Consider the following 16,555-nt stretch of genomic DNA (forward strand, 5'->3'; position numbering starts at 1 on the left):
CCCGCCAGCCGGAGAAGGCCAGCTTGCCGGATCCCCGCTGTCTTAAAATCAGCCCTTGAGGGATCCCTGTAGCCCATGAACTTGCCCCCAGATCGCCAACGGGAACACCAGGCCAATGAGCGCACCTTTCTGGCCTGGCTGCGCACCTCTGTGGCTCTCATTGCCTTTGGCTTTGCCCTCGCCCGCTTCAGCTTATTTCTGCGGCAGATTGAAGCCGCCCACTCCCCTGAGCAGCCCGCCGCGGCGCACGGCCTCCTGAGCACCCAGAACTTGGGCCTCCTGTTGGTGATCTTTGGAATCCTGATGATCGGCCTTTCTGCTTGGCGCTACAACCAGGTGATGCGGCAAATCGAGGCAGGCGACTTTCGCCCCAGCCGTTTCCTCATCTGGATCATGGCTGCCGTTGTGGCCCTGTTTGGGCTGCTGAGCCTTCCCCTGCTGCTGCGCCGTCCCCGCCCTCAGGAACCTCCGCGGCTCAGCCTGCCGGAGTGAAGGGCCGCCAGGGGTTCCAGTTGCTGAGCCTGCTGCTTGAGGCGCTTGATTAACTGCTTGCACACCACCTCGCACAGCTCAAAACAGATGGGATCCGCAATTTGGTAGTAGACGCTCACGCCCCTGGGCTCGCGGCTGACGATCCCTGCCTGCGCCAGGATCTTGAGATGTTTGGAGACGTTGGCCTGGCCCATGCCGGTGGCCTCTAGGATTTGGGTAACGTTCTTGGGCCCCGAGCGCAACTGACACAGGATCTGCAGCCGGCTGGGCTCCGCCAAAACCTTGAAGTACTCCGCCACGCTGGTCAGCACTTCCGGCGTCAGGGTCAACTGGCACTCGTCTTTGCCGGCTTGCACAAGCTTGTCCCAATCCATAGGCTGTCTTGAGGGAGGTGGTAGCTTGATTTTAACACCAAATAGTTATACAGTAGAATGAGAACCCGGATGCGGAGCACGTTCAGGTTCTTGCCAACAGACAGGAGGGCAGCATGCTATTTCGCCAACTGTTCGACTCCGAGACGAGCACCTACACTTATTTAATCGCAGACCCAGACACCCGCGAGGCCGTACTGGTGGATCCGGTGTTGGAGCAGGTGGAGCGGGACTGGAAGTTAATTCAAGAGCTGGGTCTGACCTTGAAGTACTGCCTGGAGACCCACGTTCACGCCGACCACATCACCGGCACCGGCAAGCTGCGGGAGTTGAGCGGCTGCCAAGGGGTGGTGCCGGTTCAGGCCAAGGCACAATGTGCCGACCGCTTCATCGGCCATGGGGAAACACTGCAGGTGGGATCCATTGTCATCGAGGCCATCGCCACCCTGGGCCACACCGACAGCCACATGACCTACCGCGTCAATGGGGATCGCGTTCTGACCGGCGATGCCCTGCTCATTCGCGGCTGCGGGCGCACCGATTTCCAAAGTGGGGATCCCGGCTTGATGTACGACCACGTGACGCAGCACCTGTTTACCCTACCGGACGAGACGCTGGTCTATCCCGGCCATGACTACCGGGGACACACCGTCTCCACCATTGGTGAAGAGAAGCGCTGGAACCCCCGCTTCGTGGATCCGGAAACCGGTAAGCTGCGCTCGCGGGAGAGCTTTATTGCCCTGATGAACAGCCTCAACCTGCCGCAGCCCAAGAAGATCCAGGAAGCGGTGCCGGCCAACGAGCAGTGCGGCCAAGTGGCAGCCGCAGTTTAGTCGCTAGGGCTGGCTAGACTTCTCTCAGGCGGCCCGTCAGAAAGGGGAGGGTTGAGAGTGGATCCCAAACATCTCTATGAGAGGGATTTCTATGCTTGGACTCAGCAACAAGCCCAATTTCTGCGGGAGCGGGCTTGGGAGAAGCTAGATCTGCCCCATTTGATTGAGGAGATGGAATCGTTGGGCAGGCAACAGCGGCAAGAGCTGCGTAACCGGCTGGGGGTTTTGGTGGGGCACCTCCTCAAGTGGGAGTATCAGCCGCAGGCCAGATCGGTAAGCTGGCTTCTTACCCTACAGGTGCAGCGGCAGGAAGTTCTGGATCTGCTGGAGGAAAACCCAAGCCTGAGGCCCTATTTGCCGGAGGCCATCTCCAAGTCTTACCTGAGGGCGCTCCAACTGGCTCTAGAAGAGACCAAGCTGCCCAGAAAGACTTTTCCCCAGACCTGCCCTTACTCTCCCGAGCAAATCCTGGATAGCCAGTTTTATCCTGGCGAGCCCAGCAGGTTGCTGGAGGAGGAAGATTAGAAATCCCTAAGTCTTACAACAACCCTAGAAGCAAGGAAGAAACCATGACCGTAGCTCAACAAAATCCTACAGCTCAGCAGGAACGGGATCCCCGTCTCAAGGAGATCGACGCTTGGACTTTAAAGCAGTGGCTGGATCAAGGGCGGGTACAGCTCATTGACGTGCGGGAGCCGGCAGAATACCACGACGAGCGGATCCCGGGGGCGATCAACATGCCTCTATCTACCTTTGACCCCGCCAAGGTGCCGGCCTCGACACCAGAAAAGCCGGTGGTGCTGCAGTGCCGCATGGGCAGCCGCTCCATCCGTGCCGGCTGTCAGTTGCTCGAATACGGCTGGCCGGAAGCCATTAGCCTCAAAGGTGGGATCGAAGCGTGGAAGGCCGCCAAGCTGCCCACCACCCGCACCCGCAACGCGCCCATCTCGCTAATGCGACAGGTGCAGATTACAGCGGGATCCCTGGTGCTTGTAGGAACCCTGCTGGGAGCCTTTGTCCATCCCGGCTGGCTGGTATTGAGTGGCTTTGTGGGGGCGGGGCTGGTGTTTGCCGGGATCACCAACACCTGTGGCCTGGCGCTGCTTTTGGCCCGCCTGCCCTGGAACCGGGGTCAGACGCTATGAGCGGGATCCCGTCCGCCTCTTCCCCAAAGCAGGGGGTTTGGGCGCGCTACCTGCCCTTGGCCAAGGATTCCCTGTGGTGGCTTCGCTACCAGCGAGAGGATCTGCCGGGGGATCTCATTGCCGGGGTGGTCTCGGCCATCCTGTTGGTGCCCCAGAGCATGGCCTACGCGCTGCTGGCCGGCCTGCCCCCCGAGACAGGCCTCTACGCCAGCATCCTGCCGGTGATCGCCTACGGCTTCCTGGGATCCAGCCGGGCTTTGTCAGTGGGGCCGGTGGCCATCATCGCCCTGCTGGTAGCCTCGGGTTTGGAGCCGCTGGCCGAGCCGGGCAGCCCGGAGTATGGCCAGTTGGCGCTGGGCTTAGCTCTGGAAGCGGGCCTGATCCAGCTAGGGGTAGGGCTGTTGCGCCTGGGGTTTTTAGCCAATTTCCTGAGCCACTCGGTTATAACGGCCTTTAGCAGTGCCGCAGCCCTAATCATTTCCCTTAGCCAGCTCCGCCATCTGCTGGGGGTGAAGATTGCCAACAGCGAGTCCTTCTGGCTGCTAGTGCAACGGCTGTGGCAGAGCCTGGATGGGGTCAACTGGGCCACCCTGGGGCTGGGGCTGTTGTCCATCGCCCTGTTGGTGTACGCCCAGCAGAAGCTGCCGGCGCAACTGCGCCGCTGGGGGATCCCGCCCCTCTGGGAGTTGCTGCTCACCAAGAGTGCTCCCCTGGCGGCCGTTTTCTTAACCACCCTGCTGGTTTGGCGGTTGAATCTCTCGGAGAGAGCGGGGGTGGCAGTGGTGGGATCCATTCCGGCTGGCCTGCCACCGCTGACGTTTCCCCAACTGAGCTGGCCAGAATGGGGATCCCTGCTGCCCACCGCCCTAGCCCTTAGCTTGGTGGGCTTTACGGAAAGTTATGCCATGGCCCAGGCCCTGGCCAGCAAGCGGCGGCAGAAAGTGGATCCCAACCAGGATCTGGTGGCCCTGGGAGTGGCCAACGTGGCAGCAGCCGTCAGCGGTGGCTTTCCGGTCACGGGTGGGATCAGCCGCTCGGTGGTGAATGCTCAGGCGGGGGCCAACAGCGGTCTGGCCTCGGTCATTACGGGATCCCTGATAGCCCTGGCCATGATCTGGCTGATGCCCTTGTTTACTTTCCTGCCCCAGGCCACCCTAGCTGCCGTTGTGCTGGTGGCGGTGCTGGGACTGGTGGATTTTCACCCCCTGCTGCAGAGCTGGCGCTACGACCGCGGCGATGCCCTCGTTTGGCTGCTCACCTTTGCCAGCGTGTTGGCGATTGGGGTGGAGCGGGGGATTGGGCTGGGGGTGCTGGTCTCCCTTCTCCTCTTCCTCTGGCGGGCCAGTCGCCCCCACATTGCCATTGTTGGCCAGGTGCCGGGCACCGAGCACTACCGCAACGTGCTGCGCCATGAGGTGATTACCGATCCGCGCATCTTGGCGGTGCGAGTGGATGAGAGCCTGTTTTTTGCCAACGCCGCCTACCTGCAGGAGTACATTCTGCAAGAGGTAGCAGCGCGGCCAGCAGTGGAACAGGTGCTGCTGGTGGCCAGCGCCATTAACTTCATCGACGGCAGCGCTCTGGAGGCCCTGACCGAATTGGTGGAACGTCTGCACCAGATGGGGGTGGGCTTTGCCCTGGCCGAGGTGAAGGGGCCGGTGATGGATTGCCTCAAAAGGGTGGGGTTTGTGGAGAAAGTGGGCGCTGAGCGCTTTTTCTTGTCGACCCACCAGGCGATGCAGGCTCTCAAATCCCAGGCGATGCCGGCAGCCGCTTCCGGATGAGCACCAGGGGAGTCTGCTCCGCTGCATTGCCCGCCGGGTTCTTGCGCAGCGCCTGCTCCACCAGCTCCCGCTCCACCCCTGGGCTGGCCGCCAGAACGCTTACCTCACCTAGGTCATTGGCATCCACAATGGCCACCTCGTAGCCAGTCTGGGCGTGGAGCTCGGCCACCAGCTTAGCTGGATGCCGCGGCCCCAAGACGATGAACTGGTCGTAGGGGGGCAAGGTGCCGGTGACATCGTCGATGAGGTCGGCCTGCTCCCCCGCCAGGGCATAGAACACCCCTGGGATCCCCAACAACTTGGCCAGGGATCCGACAACAAAAGCCCCCAGCACCCGCCAGGCTCCCGAGCAGTCGATCAGCGTCTGCATCCCGTAGCAGCTTGAGAGACTGGTCTTGGAGGGGAAGAAGTAGCAGAGGGTGCGGGCTAGCCAGCCAGGCTGCACCTGCAGGGGATGGCGAAAGTGGCCCTGGACGATGGCCGCCGCGCTTTCCGAGATGGCCACGATATCACCGGGCTGGATGTGAGGGCCCACGTAGCGCTGCAGCACCTCGGCAAGGTCATCGCTGGGGGTAAGCAGAGGGGTGGGAATGGCAGCCCAACTCACCGGCCCCTGCTGCTGCCAGGCCAGCTCCGGCAAGGGATCCACTTCCTGCAAGGGCAGGATTAGGTGGCTAGTCTTAAGGGTGCGCCGCTGCCGCCCGTACTGGACGTAGTCCAGCTCCAGCCAGGCCGAGCGCAAATCTGCCAGCCCTTCCCCCCTCAGCTCGATCTCCACTTCCAAGCCGGTCTGGCTTTGGGGGGTAATGATGTAGGCCTGCCAGTAGTTGTCCTGGCGAGGGGGCAGATCCACATGGCGGGAGCGCAGGCGGATCTGGGTTTGGATCCCTTCGATGGAGCTGGCACTGAGCAAATGCAGTCGCGGCTGCACCTGGGCCAAGGTAACCTCAAAGAGGGGGTTGAGGTTGCGGGCCACGAACTCCGCTTGGATCAGCCAGTGATCGGGGCTGAGGCGGTTGAGGTGCCAGCTCTGCGGCTCCACCACCAGGCAGTCGGCGGGGCGGGTCTTCCGCCAGTACAGCACCGTCGCCAAACTCAAGAGCAGCCCGGCCACCACCTGAATCCAGCCTGAGGGATCCCCCAGCCAACGCCAGATCCCCCAGAGGCTCAAGACCACCCCAGCCAATACGCCGGCCACCACACCTCGGCTCACCATCCGGATTGTTGCCATCGGGATCCCACTCCTTGCAATCGTTAAGCCCTGCTAAAGCCTGCCCCTTCCGTCCAGCCCGCCCTTTAGACTACAGGTACCGACCAAGCCCTAGTCATCCTACCGGGAAACCGACAGCAAGCGGTCGCAGAATCTCTACCCACATTTCCATCTCAAACATTTAGACTACAAATAGGTTGCATTCTAAGTTTTTCTACAGCATCCTGCGGAGGTCGCCCATGGCCCACAAACAGCAGTTCAAAAGCTTTGACGACATGATCCAGGGATCCGAAACTCCCATTCTGGTGGATTTTTACGCCACCTGGTGTGGTCCCTGTCAGGTCATGGCCCAGGTGTTGGAGCAGGTGAAGCCCCAGGTGGGGGACACCATCTCCTTTGTTAAGGTCGACACCGAAAAGTACCCCAACATCGCCGCCCGCTGGGGGATCTACGCCGTGCCAACTCTGATCCTGTTTAAAGACGGGAAGCCGGTTGACCGCATTGAAGGGCTGCTACATCCCCGAGCTCTGCTCGAGCGGCTACGGGCCCAGGTCAACTTACCGGTGGCCTGAGCTTTGCAGGGGCTTGAGCCTGTGCCGCTTCTCCAAGTTCACCTGGCAGGAGAGGTGCCCTACCGCACCGCTTGGGCTTGGCAGCAGGCCCGGTTGGCCCGGATGATCCGCGATCCTGAGGTGCCGGATGGGCTTTTGTTGCTCACCCACCCGCCGGTCTACACCCTGGGGGCAGGGGCCGATCCCAAGTTTCTCAAAAGCCTGGCTGGACGGATAGGATCCCCGGATACTCAGCCAGAGGCCTCTGCTCCTGAGGGGCCGGAGATTCTGCGGGTGGAGCGGGGCGGCGAGGTGACCTACCACGGGCCGGGCCAGTGGGTGGGCTATGCCCTACTGAACCTAAAGCGCCATAGGACTGTCTACGGCTCCCATGGCCAGCCGGATCTGCACTGCTACCTGCGCCACCTAGAAGAGGTGCTCATCCAGACCGTAGCCCACTTTGGCCTGCGGGGGGAGCGGATCCCTGGCCTGACAGGGGTTTGGGTGCAAGGCCACAAGGTGGCGGCCATCGGCATCAAGGTCTCCCGCTGGGTTACCTACCACGGCTTTGCCCTCAACGTCTGTCCGGATCTGCCTGCCTTCGCGGCTATCGTGCCCTGTGGGATCCCCGATCGCCCGGTGGGATCCCTGGTGCAGTTTTGTCCGGGGGTAACAATGGCTGCCGTAGCCCCAGGGTTGGTGCAATCTTTTTGTCATGTCTTCGGGCTGCAGGCCCAAGCAGTTTCCCTGGCCGAGTGGTTGGGAGAGCCTCCTCAGTTTGTCTAAATCCGAGATGGTCCTGGATTAATCCAAGGGCGACTACTCCACCCCCAACTGGCGCAGCAGTTGCTGCAGGATGGCTTGGTCAGCAAAGTTGCCGCTTTGGGAAAAAAGAGCCAAGGCCTGGCGAAAGGCAGCCATAGCAGCCTCTCGCTCCCCCAGTTGCAGGTGGGCCACGCCGCGGCTAAAGTAGGCCTCTGGGATCCCCGGATCCAACTGGATGGCCCGCTCCGCATCGGCTAGGGCTTTTTGGGGCTGGCGCAACTGGTTGTAAACGTAGCTGCGGTTAACGTAGGCTGGCGCATAGGTGGGATCCAACTCCACTGCCCGATCCAGATCCGCCAAAGCCGCCACCGGATCCCCGCGCAGCAACTTGAGGGATCCCTGCCAGTTAAACTCGGAAGCAGGGCTTCGGGCCGAGGTCTGCTCAGGAGGAGTGGGGGAGGTGGGCAAAGAGAGGGCGGGGGCAGGAGCCAGGAATGCCGCCAAGCAACCCATCAGAGCCACCCTTCCCCATCGCCGCTTCATCGTGCTCCGCTGAGGATCCCAACCCAGTCCAGTATAGACTGCCCGCAAGAGGGGCCATCCTTGCACTTAACCAACCCGCCGAGAAGCCCCGCTTTGGACCCGGGATGAGAGGCGGATTAGCTAAAATAGCTTGGCTTATCCTATCGTACTGACGGAAAAGGCACCTTGATCGAGCGCTACACTCTGCCAGAAATGGGCCAGATTTGGTCCACCGCCCACAAGCTCCAGACCTGGCTACAAGTAGAGCTGGCCGTCTGTGAGGCGCAGGCGGAGCTGGGGCGGATCCCTCAAGAGGCTCTGCAGGAGATCAAAGCCAAAGCTGCCTTTGACCCGGCGCGGGTTTTGGCAATCGAGGCGGAAGTCAAGCACGATGTTATTGCCTTCTTGACCAACCTCAACGAGCATGTGGGCGAGGCGGGGCGCTACATCCACCTGGGCTTGACCAGCTCGGATGTGTTGGACACAGCCTTGGCCCTGCAGCTTGTAGCCTCGGTTGAGATCTTGCAAGCTCGGCTGGCCGACCTCATCGCTGCTTTGCGTGAGCAGGCCCGCCGACACCGCTACACCTTGATGATGGGCCGCACCCATGGCGTCCATGCCGAGCCCATTACCTTTGGCTTTAAGCTGGCCGGCTGGCTGGCCGAGTGCCTGCGCCATCAGGAGCGCCTGACACGCCTGCGGGAGGTGGTCGCCGTGGGCAAGATCTCCGGCGCCGTGGGTACCTACGCCAATGTGCCCCCCCAGGTGGAACAGTTGGCCTGCGCCCGCTTAGGCCTCAAACCGGATACGGCCTCGACGCAGGTGATCTCCCGCGATCGCCACGCCGAGTATGTGCAGACCTTGGCTTTGATTGGCTCTTCTCTGGAGCGCTTTGCCACCGAGATCCGCCACCTCCAGCGGACAGAGGTGCTGGAGGTTGAGGAGCACTTTGCCCCCGGCCAAAAGGGATCCTCCGCCATGCCCCACAAGCGCAACCCCATCAAGTCTGAACAACTGACGGGAATTGCCCGCCTCTTGCGGGGGTATGCTGTCTCGGCCCTGGAAAACATTCCCCTTTGGCATGAGCGGGATATTTCCCATAGCTCTGTAGAGCGGGTCATCCTGCCCGATGCCTCCATCCTCTGCCACTACCTACTGGTCAACATGGCAGATCTGGTGCGCCACCTGCAGGTTTACCCTGCCAACATGGAGCGCAACCTCACCCTCTACGGTGGTGTTGTCTTTAGCCAGCAGGTGCTTTTGGCTTTGGTGGAGAAGGGCTTGAGCCGTGAGGAAGCCTACCGCCTGGTGCAGGAAAATGCCCACCGCGCCTGGAACCAAGCCGGCGGAGATTTCCACGCCAATCTGCTGGCGGATCCCAGAGTAATGGCCCACCTGAGCGAGGCGGAGCTGCAGGCCTGCTTTGACCCACGGCGGCACCTCACCCACCTGGACGAGATCTTTGCCCGCTTGGGCATTTGAGGATCCCCTATGGCTTGGCAGCGGCAACATGTCTTGGGGCTGGCGGACTTTACCCGCGAAGAGTATCAAATTGTCTTGCAAACCGCCGCCAGCTTTCAGGAAGTGCTGACCCGGCGGCTGCCCAAGGTGCCCACCCTGCAGGGGAAGGTGGTGGTGACGCTGTTTTTCGAGCCTTCCACCCGCACCCGCAACAGCTTTGAGCTGGCGGCCAAGCGCCTGTCAGCGGATGTGCTCAACTTTTCCCCTGGCACCTCTTCACTAAGCAAGGGGGAAACCATTTTGGATACGGCTCGCACCTTTTTGGCCATGGGATCCGACGTGCTCATCGTCCGCCACGCCCAGGCCGGGGTGCCGCAGCAGTTGGCCGCCGAGATCAATCGCCGCGGATCCCCAGCGGGGGTGCTAAACGCGGGAGATGGCCTGCACGAACATCCCACTCAAGCTTTGCTGGATCTATTTACCCTCTGTAGCCACCTGGATCCGCAGCGACCTCGCCTCGAGCTGCTGCAGGGGGTGAAGGTGGCCATTGTCGGTGACATCCTCCACTCGCGGGTAGCCCGCTCCAACATCTATGCTCTAGTGGCCGCTGGCGCAGACGTCCACTTGGCCGGCCCGCCCACCCTGTTGCCCAAAGACTTTGCCCAGTTTGTGCCCGGCCATACTCTGCCGGTGCACTGGCAGTTGGAGCCGGCCCTAGCAGGAGCCCGCTTCGTCATCGCCCTGCGCCTGCAACGGGAGCGGATGAGCGAATTCCTCATCCCCAGCCTGCAGGAATACCACCACCTTTTCGGCCTCACCCAGCAGCGGCTGCGCCTGTGCCACCCCGAGGTGAGGGTTCTCCACCCCGGCCCAGTCAACCGCGGCGTGGAACTGAGTTCTGAAGTGATGGAGGATCCCAGCCTCAACCTCATCGAGCGGCAAGTTGCCCACGGCGTGGCGGTGCGCATGGCTTTGCTGTACCTGATGGGCGGCGGGCGGATCCCGGCTTAGACCTCCCCCTTTCCCCTCTGGTCGGGGAACTTGAGGAGCTGCTTGACGTCTAGAGTGCTGAGGTTACTCTTCTAGCCAACTCAACGCTCTCCGCAAAAGCAAGAAAGAAGCTCTTGCGGGGGCTCTTCTGGAAACATTGAACCCTACATAAGCCTATATAGGCTTGGCAAGATTTGGGGCAGCTTTCTGCTCTAGGTTCTGCGCAACTTATCTTCTGTTCAAACTTTTTTTCTGGCTGGCCAGCATCATCTTTTATTTGGATCGAGGTCACCTAGCCAAGTCTAAGACAAGCTAAAAGCCTTGCAAAATAAGCTTTTCACAGATCCTGAGCTCCAGGATCATTTTTTGCTGCTATCTAAACCCAAGCAAATCACCAGGTAAAAAATCAAGAGCTCATAGCAATCACCTCATTCAGAGAGACACCGACTTTTTCTTCTGGCTTAACCTAAACTTAACCTTAACATATTCTACTCTTAACCTTGAGGTTGTAGAGTTATAGGCGTCGATTAAAATCAGACATTTCTTTCTTATGCGATCTCTGCTCTCTGCTTCTGTTTCTTCTATCGCGGCTCTGGCGGTGGGAGCCCTGGCGCTGGCCCCGGCCCAAGCCCAAACCGTGCAAATCTCTGGCGCAGGTGCTACCTTCGCTGCGCCGCTGCTGCAGCGCTGGTTTGATGCCTACAATCGCACCGTAGATCCCAATGTGCAAGTCAGCTACCAGTCTGTTGGGAGCGGTGCCGGTCTGGAGCAATACATCAACGGCACGGTGGACTTCGGTGCTTCCGAGGGTCCGATGACCGAAAAGTACAACGCCTCTCGCTACAAGAGCTTCAAAGAGAAATACGGCTACGAGCCCCTGCAACTGCCTCTGGCGGGGGGCGCCATTGAATTTGCCTACAACCTGCCCGGCATCGGCGACAAAGAGCTCGTGCTCAAGCGGGAAACCTACTGTGGCATTGTTACCGGCGAAATCACCCGCTGGGACGACATTCGCATCAAGGCCCAAAACCCCAACCTGGCAAGTCGGCTGCCCGCGCTGGACATCACCTGGGTGCACCGCTCCGACGGCTCTGGGACGACCTTCGTGTTCAGCAACCACATCAACGCTGCTTGCCCCAACTGGAAGGGCGGCGTGGGAACCACGGTGGAGTGGCCGGTTGGCATCGGTGCCCAGGGCAACGAAGGGGTAGCCGCCACCATCAAGCAGGAGCCAGGGGCGATTGGCTATGTGAACCAGTCCTTTGCCAAGCTGGAGCAACTGACTACTGCTCGCATAGAAAACAAAGCGGGCAAGATTGTCGAGTTTTCTCCTGAGCGGGCTACTTCTGCCCTCAACGCTCCCCTGCCCGAAGATTTTGCCCTGCTGGTGCCGGATCCCGAAGGGCCTGACGACTACCCCATCGTTGGTTTGTTCTGGGTGATGCTCTACCGCGAATATCCTGACGAGCAAAAGCTGAAGAAGCTGGTGGAAGCCATCAAGTGGACGCAGGGGCCAGAGGGCCAAGCCATCACCAAAGAACTGGACTACATCCCTATGCCGGAGCCGGCCATCCAGCGGATCTTCGCCGAGCTGGATAAGATCAAGGTCAACCCCAACGCGAAGCGATGAGTTGCTGTCCTGTTGAAAGGTGTTAGTTGAGGGCCAGTGGTCAACAAGAGGCTGTGCTCTTCCTGTTGGCTACTGGCTTGCCGCTTTGCTGATTTTTAACGGGTAAAAGTTCTGTCGGCACTGACTTTTGACGTTGTCACCAGTCTGAGTCCAACAAGCTTTTGGTGTTCACTGTTGGCCAGGACACAGACAACTGCAACACCGATGGAATGTAGGGTGAGAGAGGTTTTGCCACAATCTGCCCACCAGTAGAATTGCCACAGCGGGGATCCTATGACTTCGGCAGCCAGAGACTACGACTTATCAACGGATGTTGCTATTGAAAAGAAAATGGATGTTTCCCGCGCCCTCGACGTGGGTTTTGTCCGCCTAACTTTGGTGCTGGCAGGGTTTGCCGGCATCATTCTCATTTGGGTGATCGTGCAGACCACTGAGGCAGCCCTGCCGGCCATGCGCCAGTTTGGCTTGGGCTTTCTGGTCACCAGCCGCTGGAACCCGGTGGAAAACATCTATGGGGTGTTGCCCCAGATCTACGGCAGTTTGATGACCTCTCTGGTGGCCCTGATTTTTGCCATTCCTCTGGGCATTGGCACCGCCATTTTCTTGACGGAAGATTTTGCCCCCAAGTGGATAACGGCGCCGATTGCCTTTGCCATTGAGCTGATCGTGGCCATTCCCAGTGTGGTGCTGGGGCTGTGGGGCATCTTTGTGCTCATTCCGGCGGTGCGGCCCATCTTCCGAGCCATCAATCAGACGCTGGGGTGGATCCCTTTCTTCGGCGGCCCGGCTCCCCGAGGCCCCAGTCTGTTGATTGTAGCCATGGTGCTGGGGATCATGATTTCCCCCATCATCATTTCCATCACCCGCAGCACCCTTGAATCGCTGCCCCGGGGCCTCAAAGAGGGCGCCTTGGCGTTGGGAGCCAGCCGCTGGGAGACGATCTTGACGGTGATGATCCCGGCGGGCCTGTCGGGCATTGTCAGCTCGATCATGCTGGCATTGGGACGAGCCTTGGGGGAGACCATGGTGGCAGCAATGATTTCCGGCAACGCCAACCGCATCAACATCTCCCTGCTGCAGCCAGGATCCACCATTACTGGCTTGATTGCCTCTCAGTTCGGCGAGGCAGGACGCCTGCAGGTGTCGGCCCTTATGTATGCCGGTGTGGTGTTGATGGTGCTGACCCTGTTGGTTAACGTCATGGCCGAAATCATCATCCGCAAGTTTCAAAACTTGGAGCAGTAACCGAGGAGCCTCGTCATCATGTCCCAGTCAGCCCAGCTTGTTCCTGAGGAGATCGACATTAGCCGTGCCGCTGTTGCCCCCCTGCGGAGATACACGAGCATTGCCTTGACGCTGCTGAGCGGACTGTTTGTGGCCGCCATCATGGCTGCCCTATCTTGGGTGCTGTGGGACATCGGTAAGGAGGGCATCCAGAGGATAAGCTGGGACGTCCTCACCGAGACTCGCTACCCGGCTCCAGGGTTAGCAGAGGGGGGGTTTGGCCACGCTATCGTCGGCAGCGTAATGGTTCTGGCCACGGGGGCGGCTTTGAGCTTTCCCTTCGGGATCCTAGCGGCCGTTTACCTGTCGGAGTTTGGCCGCGGCAGCCGCTTGGCCTATTTGGTCAAGTTCTCCTGTAACGTGCTCACGGGCGTGCCGGCCATTCTCTGCGGCCTGTTTGCCTACGCTTTGGTGGTGCGGGGATCCGGCTTCTCGGCTTTTTCGGGGGGAGTTGCCCTGGGCGTGTTGATGCTGCCCATTGTCATCCGCTCCACGGAAGAGGCACTGCTTTTGGTGTCGCCGGATATGCGTTTGGCTTCGGTTGGCCTGGGGGCCACTCGCTTTCAGACCACAATGCGCATCGTCCTGCCGGCAGCAGCCCCGGCCATTGTAACAGGCTTGATCTTGGCCTTGGCGCGGGCTGCCGGCGAGGCAGCACCTCTACTTTTTACTTCCTTCAACAACAATTTCTGGTCAACCAACCTGTTTGGACCGGTGGCTACCCTGCCGGTGATGGTTTACTTCTTCTCAATTATTCCCTTCAAGGTGCAGCAGGAGCTGGCATGGGCAGGAGCCCTGGTGCTGCTGGCCATTGTTTTGGCAGCCAGCTTGCTGGCCCGCTTCCTGGTCTACAAAGCCAGAAGATAGTTTAAGCCTTGTCGGACAGCGGCCAGGTGTGAATTAGCCTCTTGACGAACTTTCTGCGAGTGGGATCATGAAAACTCAATCTGCTAACTCAACCACCTACGTCTTCCGAACGGAAAACCTGAGCGTCTACTATGGCTCGAACCTGGCGGTGAAAAACGTCACCATGGATATTCCCGCCCGGCAAATTACGGCTTTTATCGGGCCTTCTGGCTGTGGCAAAAGTACCATCCTGCGCTGCTTTAACCGCACCAATGACTTGATCCCAGGGGCGCGCGTGGAGGGCAAACTTACCTACCACAGCAAAGACCTCTACGCCGAAAACGTAGATCCCGTGGCGGTGCGGCGGCGCATTGGCATGGTGTTCCAGAAGCCCAACCCTTTTCCCAAGAGCATCTACGACAACGTTGCCTATGGCCCGCGGGTGCTGGGGATGAAAGTGGACTTGGACGAGGTGGTGGAAACTTCGCTCAAGCGGGCCGCCCTTTGGGATGAGGTGAAAGACAAGTTGAAAGAAAATGGCCAGTCTTTGTCTGGGGGGCAGCAGCAGCGTTTGTGTATTGCCCGCGCCCTGGCGGTACAGCCGGATGTCATCCTCATGGACGAGCCCTGCTCGGCGTTGGATCCCATCTCCACCCGCCGCATCGAGGAGCTGATGAAGGAGCTGGAGCAGGACTATACCATCATTATCGTCACCCACAACATGCAGCAGGCCAGCCGCGTCTCGGACATGACGGCTTTCTTCAGCGTGGAGCTGGTGGGATCCAACCGCGTGGGCGAACTGGTGGAGTTCGACCGAACGGAGGTGATCTTCAACAGCCCTGCCAAAGAGGCGACCAAAGACTATGTAGAGGGCCGCTTCGGCTGATGCTCGGGACGGGTCGGGATCCCCTGGAGAGGCGTTTTCTGTCTCTGGTGAGCCTTTCTGCCGGCCCTTTGCGCAGACAATGGAGTCTAAGTAGCCTGCTATCCAATTGGGGATCCCTATGACCGTTGCTGCTTCTGGAAAATTGCAGGCCTTGCTTTCTGAGCTGGCCGACCTTGAAACCATCACCGATCCGGCGCAAGTTGCCAAGTTGTCGCTGGACTTTTACCACTACAGCCCTGTGCTCAGCCGCCAGTTGAGCAACAAGCGCGGGGAGGTGGTGGTGCGCCCTGCCGATGAAGCAGAAGTGATGCGGGTGGCGGCGGCCTGTGCCAAGTGGAGAGTACCCCTGACCGTGCGCGGCGCCGGTACCGGTAACTATGGCCAGTGCATCCCCCTAGCTGGCGGTGTGATCCTGGACATGAGCAAGCTCAACCAGGTAATCTGGGCCAAGCCGGGCTTGGCGCGGGTACAGGCGGGGGCCAAGCTGATGGCCATCGACAAACACACCCGCGAGCTGGGCTGGGAGATCCGTATGGCCCCTTCCACCTACCGCACCGCCACTATTGGGGGGTTCATTGCCGGCGGTAGCGGCGGCATCGGCTCTGTGACCTACGGCCAACTGCTGGATCGGGGCAACATCTTAGGGCTGCGGGTGATTACAGTCGAAGAGGAGCCGCGGACCCTGGAGCTGCGGGGAGACGACGTGTTTAAAGTCAGCCATGCCTGGGGCCTCAACGGGATCATCACCGAGGTGGAGATTCCCTTGGCGCCGGCCTATCCTTGGGCGGAGCTGGTGGTGGCCTTCCCGCCGGAGGGGGGGTTTATGCCCTGCGCCCACTTTGGCCAGGCTCTGGCCGAGGCAGATGGGATCCTGAAGAAACTCATCAGCCTGCACGCCTGGCCGATCCCTCGCTACTTCGTCCCCTTGCAGGACTACTTGCCCCAGGGATCCGCCGTGGCCCTCTTGATGGTGGCCGAGTACAGCCTAGAGCCGTTGCTGGAGCTCATTCGGGAGCATGGCGGCCAGGTGGTCTACAACAAAACGGCTCAGGAGGCCAGCAGGGGGATCTCACTGGGGGAGTTCTCTTGGAACCACACCACCCTGCACTGCCGCAGCGTGGATCCCAATTTGACCTATCTACAATCGATTTTTCCGCCCGATCGGGAGCTGAAGGTGGTGCAGCACCTGTACGAGCACTTTGGCGACGAAGTGCTGATGCACCTGGAGTGGATTCGCATCCGGGGGCAGGCTACCCCGGTCGGCCTGCAAATTGTGCGCTTTACAACGGAAGAACGCCTCAACGAGATCATGCGCTATCACGAGGCGCAGGGAGTCTTCATCGCCAATCCCCACACTTTCATCATCGAAGAGGGGGGTCGCAAAGTGATGGATCCGCGCCAGCTCCGTTTTAAGGAAGAAGTGGATCCCTATGGATTGCTTAACCCCGGCAAGATGCGCAGTTGGCAAGGGCGGGCTTCTGCTTGAAAGTGCTGAGAGGGCTTTATCCTCTAATATCCAGCGATCTCTGAGTTGCCTCTGCCAAAAGGAGAGGGGCTTGACAGTCAATCTTCTGCCAAGGCCAGCTCCAAAGCATAGGGACAAGTCTCCGGAAAGGCCGAGATATCCCCTCAAGCTGGGGCTATCTTCGAGGGCCAATTCAAGCTGAGTTCGCGCATCTGTGATGGCATCCAGCCAGCTCTCTGAGCGACGCTGAGGTTGATATTGCCACATGAACTACCCCACCGCGCAGGCGGGTGGGGTTTCCCCATCCGCTTTACGGCGAG

General features: G+C 60.1%; 17 protein-coding genes and 1 pseudogene. 14 read left to right on the plus strand and 4 right to left on the minus strand.

Annotated features, from left to right (window positions below):
* Window positions 1-75 precede the first annotated feature (75 nt).
* Window positions 76-492: a YidH family protein gene (locus NW853_RS10225; RefSeq protein WP_414348956.1), complete on the plus strand. Its 417-nt coding sequence runs from the start codon at window positions 76-78 to the stop codon at window positions 490-492.
* On the opposite strand, the gene NW853_RS10230 is transcribed toward NW853_RS10225, so the two are convergent.
* Window positions 459-866, minus strand: coding sequence for an ArsR/SmtB family transcription factor (locus tag NW853_RS10230; protein ID WP_414348957.1), 408 nt, complete (start codon window positions 864-866; stop codon window positions 459-461). The genes NW853_RS10225 and NW853_RS10230 overlap by 34 nt on opposite strands.
* A 113-nt stretch (window positions 867-979) precedes the next feature.
* Here NW853_RS10230 and NW853_RS10235 point away from each other — a divergent pair, with 113 nt between their 5' ends.
* The 4 genes from NW853_RS10235 to NW853_RS10250 are packed head-to-tail and all read left to right on the plus strand — an operon-like array spanning window position 980 to window position 4,625.
* A complete protein-coding gene (locus tag NW853_RS10235) occupies window positions 980-1,696 on the plus strand; it encodes an MBL fold metallo-hydrolase (RefSeq protein ID WP_414348958.1) in 717 nt (238 codons plus the stop codon).
* A gap of 57 nt (window positions 1,697-1,753) precedes the next feature.
* Window positions 1,754-2,221, plus strand: a complete 468-nt coding sequence (locus NW853_RS10240) for a DUF29 domain-containing protein (protein ID WP_414334972.1) — start codon at window positions 1,754-1,756, stop codon at window positions 2,219-2,221.
* Window positions 2,222-2,265: 44 nt separating this feature from the next.
* A complete protein-coding gene (locus NW853_RS10245; protein WP_414348959.1) occupies window positions 2,266-2,841 on the plus strand; it encodes a rhodanese-like domain-containing protein in 576 nt (191 codons plus the stop codon).
* Window positions 2,838-4,625 (plus strand): SulP family inorganic anion transporter, encoded by a 1,788-nt coding sequence (locus NW853_RS10250; RefSeq protein ID WP_414348960.1) that lies wholly within the window; start codon window positions 2,838-2,840, stop codon window positions 4,623-4,625. The genes NW853_RS10245 and NW853_RS10250 overlap by 4 nt, the downstream gene beginning before the upstream one ends.
* On the opposite strand, the gene NW853_RS10255 is transcribed toward NW853_RS10250, so the two are convergent.
* Window positions 4,588-5,856, minus strand: a complete 1,269-nt coding sequence (locus tag NW853_RS10255; protein WP_414348961.1) for a hypothetical protein — start codon at window positions 5,854-5,856, stop codon at window positions 4,588-4,590. The two genes, NW853_RS10250 and NW853_RS10255, sit on opposite strands and share 38 nt — an antisense overlap.
* A gap of 218 nt (window positions 5,857-6,074) precedes the next feature.
* On the opposite strand from NW853_RS10255, the gene trxA reads away from it, so the two are divergent.
* Window positions 6,075-6,407, plus strand: coding sequence for a thioredoxin (gene trxA, locus NW853_RS10260; RefSeq protein ID WP_414348962.1), 333 nt, complete (start codon window positions 6,075-6,077; stop codon window positions 6,405-6,407).
* 21 nt (window positions 6,408-6,428) lie between these two features.
* On the plus strand, window positions 6,429-7,172 hold the full coding sequence (gene lipB / locus NW853_RS10265) for a lipoyl(octanoyl) transferase LipB (protein ID WP_414348963.1): 744 nt from the start codon (window positions 6,429-6,431) through the stop codon (window positions 7,170-7,172).
* A gap of 33 nt (window positions 7,173-7,205) precedes the next feature.
* Here the strand turns inward: lipB and NW853_RS10270 are convergent, their stop codons facing one another.
* Window positions 7,206-7,694, minus strand: a complete 489-nt coding sequence (locus tag NW853_RS10270; RefSeq protein ID WP_414348964.1) for a tetratricopeptide repeat protein — start codon at window positions 7,692-7,694, stop codon at window positions 7,206-7,208.
* A 165-nt stretch (window positions 7,695-7,859) separates the two neighbouring features.
* On the opposite strand from NW853_RS10270, the gene purB reads away from it, so the two are divergent.
* The 7 genes from purB to NW853_RS10305 all read left to right on the plus strand — a co-directional run bounded on the left by purB (window position 7,860) and on the right by NW853_RS10305 (window position 16,256).
* Complete coding sequence (purB, locus tag NW853_RS10275) at window positions 7,860-9,155, plus strand: adenylosuccinate lyase (protein WP_414348965.1); 1,296 nt, start codon at window positions 7,860-7,862, stop codon at window positions 9,153-9,155.
* Window positions 9,156-9,164: 9 nt separating this feature from the next.
* Window positions 9,165-10,145, plus strand: a complete 981-nt coding sequence (locus NW853_RS10280; RefSeq protein WP_414348966.1) for an aspartate carbamoyltransferase catalytic subunit — start codon at window positions 9,165-9,167, stop codon at window positions 10,143-10,145.
* 529 nt (window positions 10,146-10,674) lie between these two features.
* Window positions 10,675-11,754: a phosphate ABC transporter substrate-binding protein PstS gene (gene pstS, locus NW853_RS10285; protein ID WP_414348967.1), complete on the plus strand. Its 1,080-nt coding sequence runs from the start codon at window positions 10,675-10,677 to the stop codon at window positions 11,752-11,754.
* 273 nt (window positions 11,755-12,027) lie between these two features.
* Complete coding sequence (gene pstC / locus NW853_RS10290) at window positions 12,028-12,999, plus strand: phosphate ABC transporter permease subunit PstC (protein ID WP_414334982.1); 972 nt, start codon at window positions 12,028-12,030, stop codon at window positions 12,997-12,999.
* 18 nt (window positions 13,000-13,017) lie between these two features.
* Window positions 13,018-13,905, plus strand: coding sequence for a phosphate ABC transporter permease PstA (gene pstA / locus NW853_RS10295; protein WP_414334983.1), 888 nt, complete (start codon window positions 13,018-13,020; stop codon window positions 13,903-13,905).
* A 67-nt stretch (window positions 13,906-13,972) separates the two neighbouring features.
* Window positions 13,973-14,770 (plus strand): phosphate ABC transporter ATP-binding protein PstB, encoded by a 798-nt coding sequence (gene pstB, locus NW853_RS10300; protein WP_414334984.1) that lies wholly within the window; start codon window positions 13,973-13,975, stop codon window positions 14,768-14,770.
* 118 nt (window positions 14,771-14,888) lie between these two features.
* Complete coding sequence (locus tag NW853_RS10305) at window positions 14,889-16,256, plus strand: FAD-binding oxidoreductase (RefSeq protein ID WP_414348968.1); 1,368 nt, start codon at window positions 14,889-14,891, stop codon at window positions 16,254-16,256.
* A 186-nt stretch (window positions 16,257-16,442) separates the two neighbouring features.
* Here NW853_RS10305 and NW853_RS10310 read toward each other — a convergent pair.
* Window positions 16,443-16,502: pseudogene (locus tag NW853_RS10310) on the minus strand (DUF29 domain-containing protein); the annotation flags it as partial.
* Window positions 16,503-16,555: the final 53 nt, after the last annotated feature.

It is taken from the genome of Synechococcus sp. H55.11 (assembly GCF_047462475.1).
Taxonomy (GTDB): Bacteria; Cyanobacteriota; Cyanobacteriia; order Thermostichales; family Thermostichaceae; genus Thermostichus.

Excerpts from the sequence above, each read along its gene's own strand:
- NW853_RS10225 (WP_414348956.1), top strand. The coding sequence starts at position 76 with ATGAACTTGCCCCCAGATCGCCAACGGGAACACCAGGCCAATGAGCGC.
- NW853_RS10230 (WP_414348957.1), bottom strand. The coding sequence starts at position 866 with ATGGATTGGGACAAGCTTGTGCAAGCCGGCAAAGACGAGTGCCAGTTG.
- NW853_RS10235 (WP_414348958.1), top strand. The coding sequence starts at position 980 with ATGCTATTTCGCCAACTGTTCGACTCCGAGACGAGCACCTACACTTAT.
- NW853_RS10245 (WP_414348959.1), top strand. The coding sequence starts at position 2,266 with ATGACCGTAGCTCAACAAAATCCTACAGCTCAGCAGGAACGGGATCCC.
- NW853_RS10250 (WP_414348960.1), top strand. The coding sequence starts at position 2,838 with ATGAGCGGGATCCCGTCCGCCTCTTCCCCAAAGCAGGGGGTTTGGGCG.
- NW853_RS10255 (WP_414348961.1), bottom strand. The coding sequence starts at position 5,856 with ATGGCAACAATCCGGATGGTGAGCCGAGGTGTGGTGGCCGGCGTATTG.
- trxA (WP_414348962.1), top strand. The coding sequence starts at position 6,075 with ATGGCCCACAAACAGCAGTTCAAAAGCTTTGACGACATGATCCAGGGA.
- NW853_RS10270 (WP_414348964.1), bottom strand. The coding sequence starts at position 7,694 with ATGAAGCGGCGATGGGGAAGGGTGGCTCTGATGGGTTGCTTGGCGGCA.
- NW853_RS10280 (WP_414348966.1), top strand. The coding sequence starts at position 9,165 with ATGGCTTGGCAGCGGCAACATGTCTTGGGGCTGGCGGACTTTACCCGC.
- pstS (WP_414348967.1), top strand. The coding sequence starts at position 10,675 with ATGCGATCTCTGCTCTCTGCTTCTGTTTCTTCTATCGCGGCTCTGGCG.
- pstC (WP_414334982.1), top strand. The coding sequence starts at position 12,028 with ATGACTTCGGCAGCCAGAGACTACGACTTATCAACGGATGTTGCTATT.
- pstA (WP_414334983.1), top strand. The coding sequence starts at position 13,018 with ATGTCCCAGTCAGCCCAGCTTGTTCCTGAGGAGATCGACATTAGCCGT.
- pstB (WP_414334984.1), top strand. The coding sequence starts at position 13,973 with ATGAAAACTCAATCTGCTAACTCAACCACCTACGTCTTCCGAACGGAA.
- NW853_RS10305 (WP_414348968.1), top strand. The coding sequence starts at position 14,889 with ATGACCGTTGCTGCTTCTGGAAAATTGCAGGCCTTGCTTTCTGAGCTG.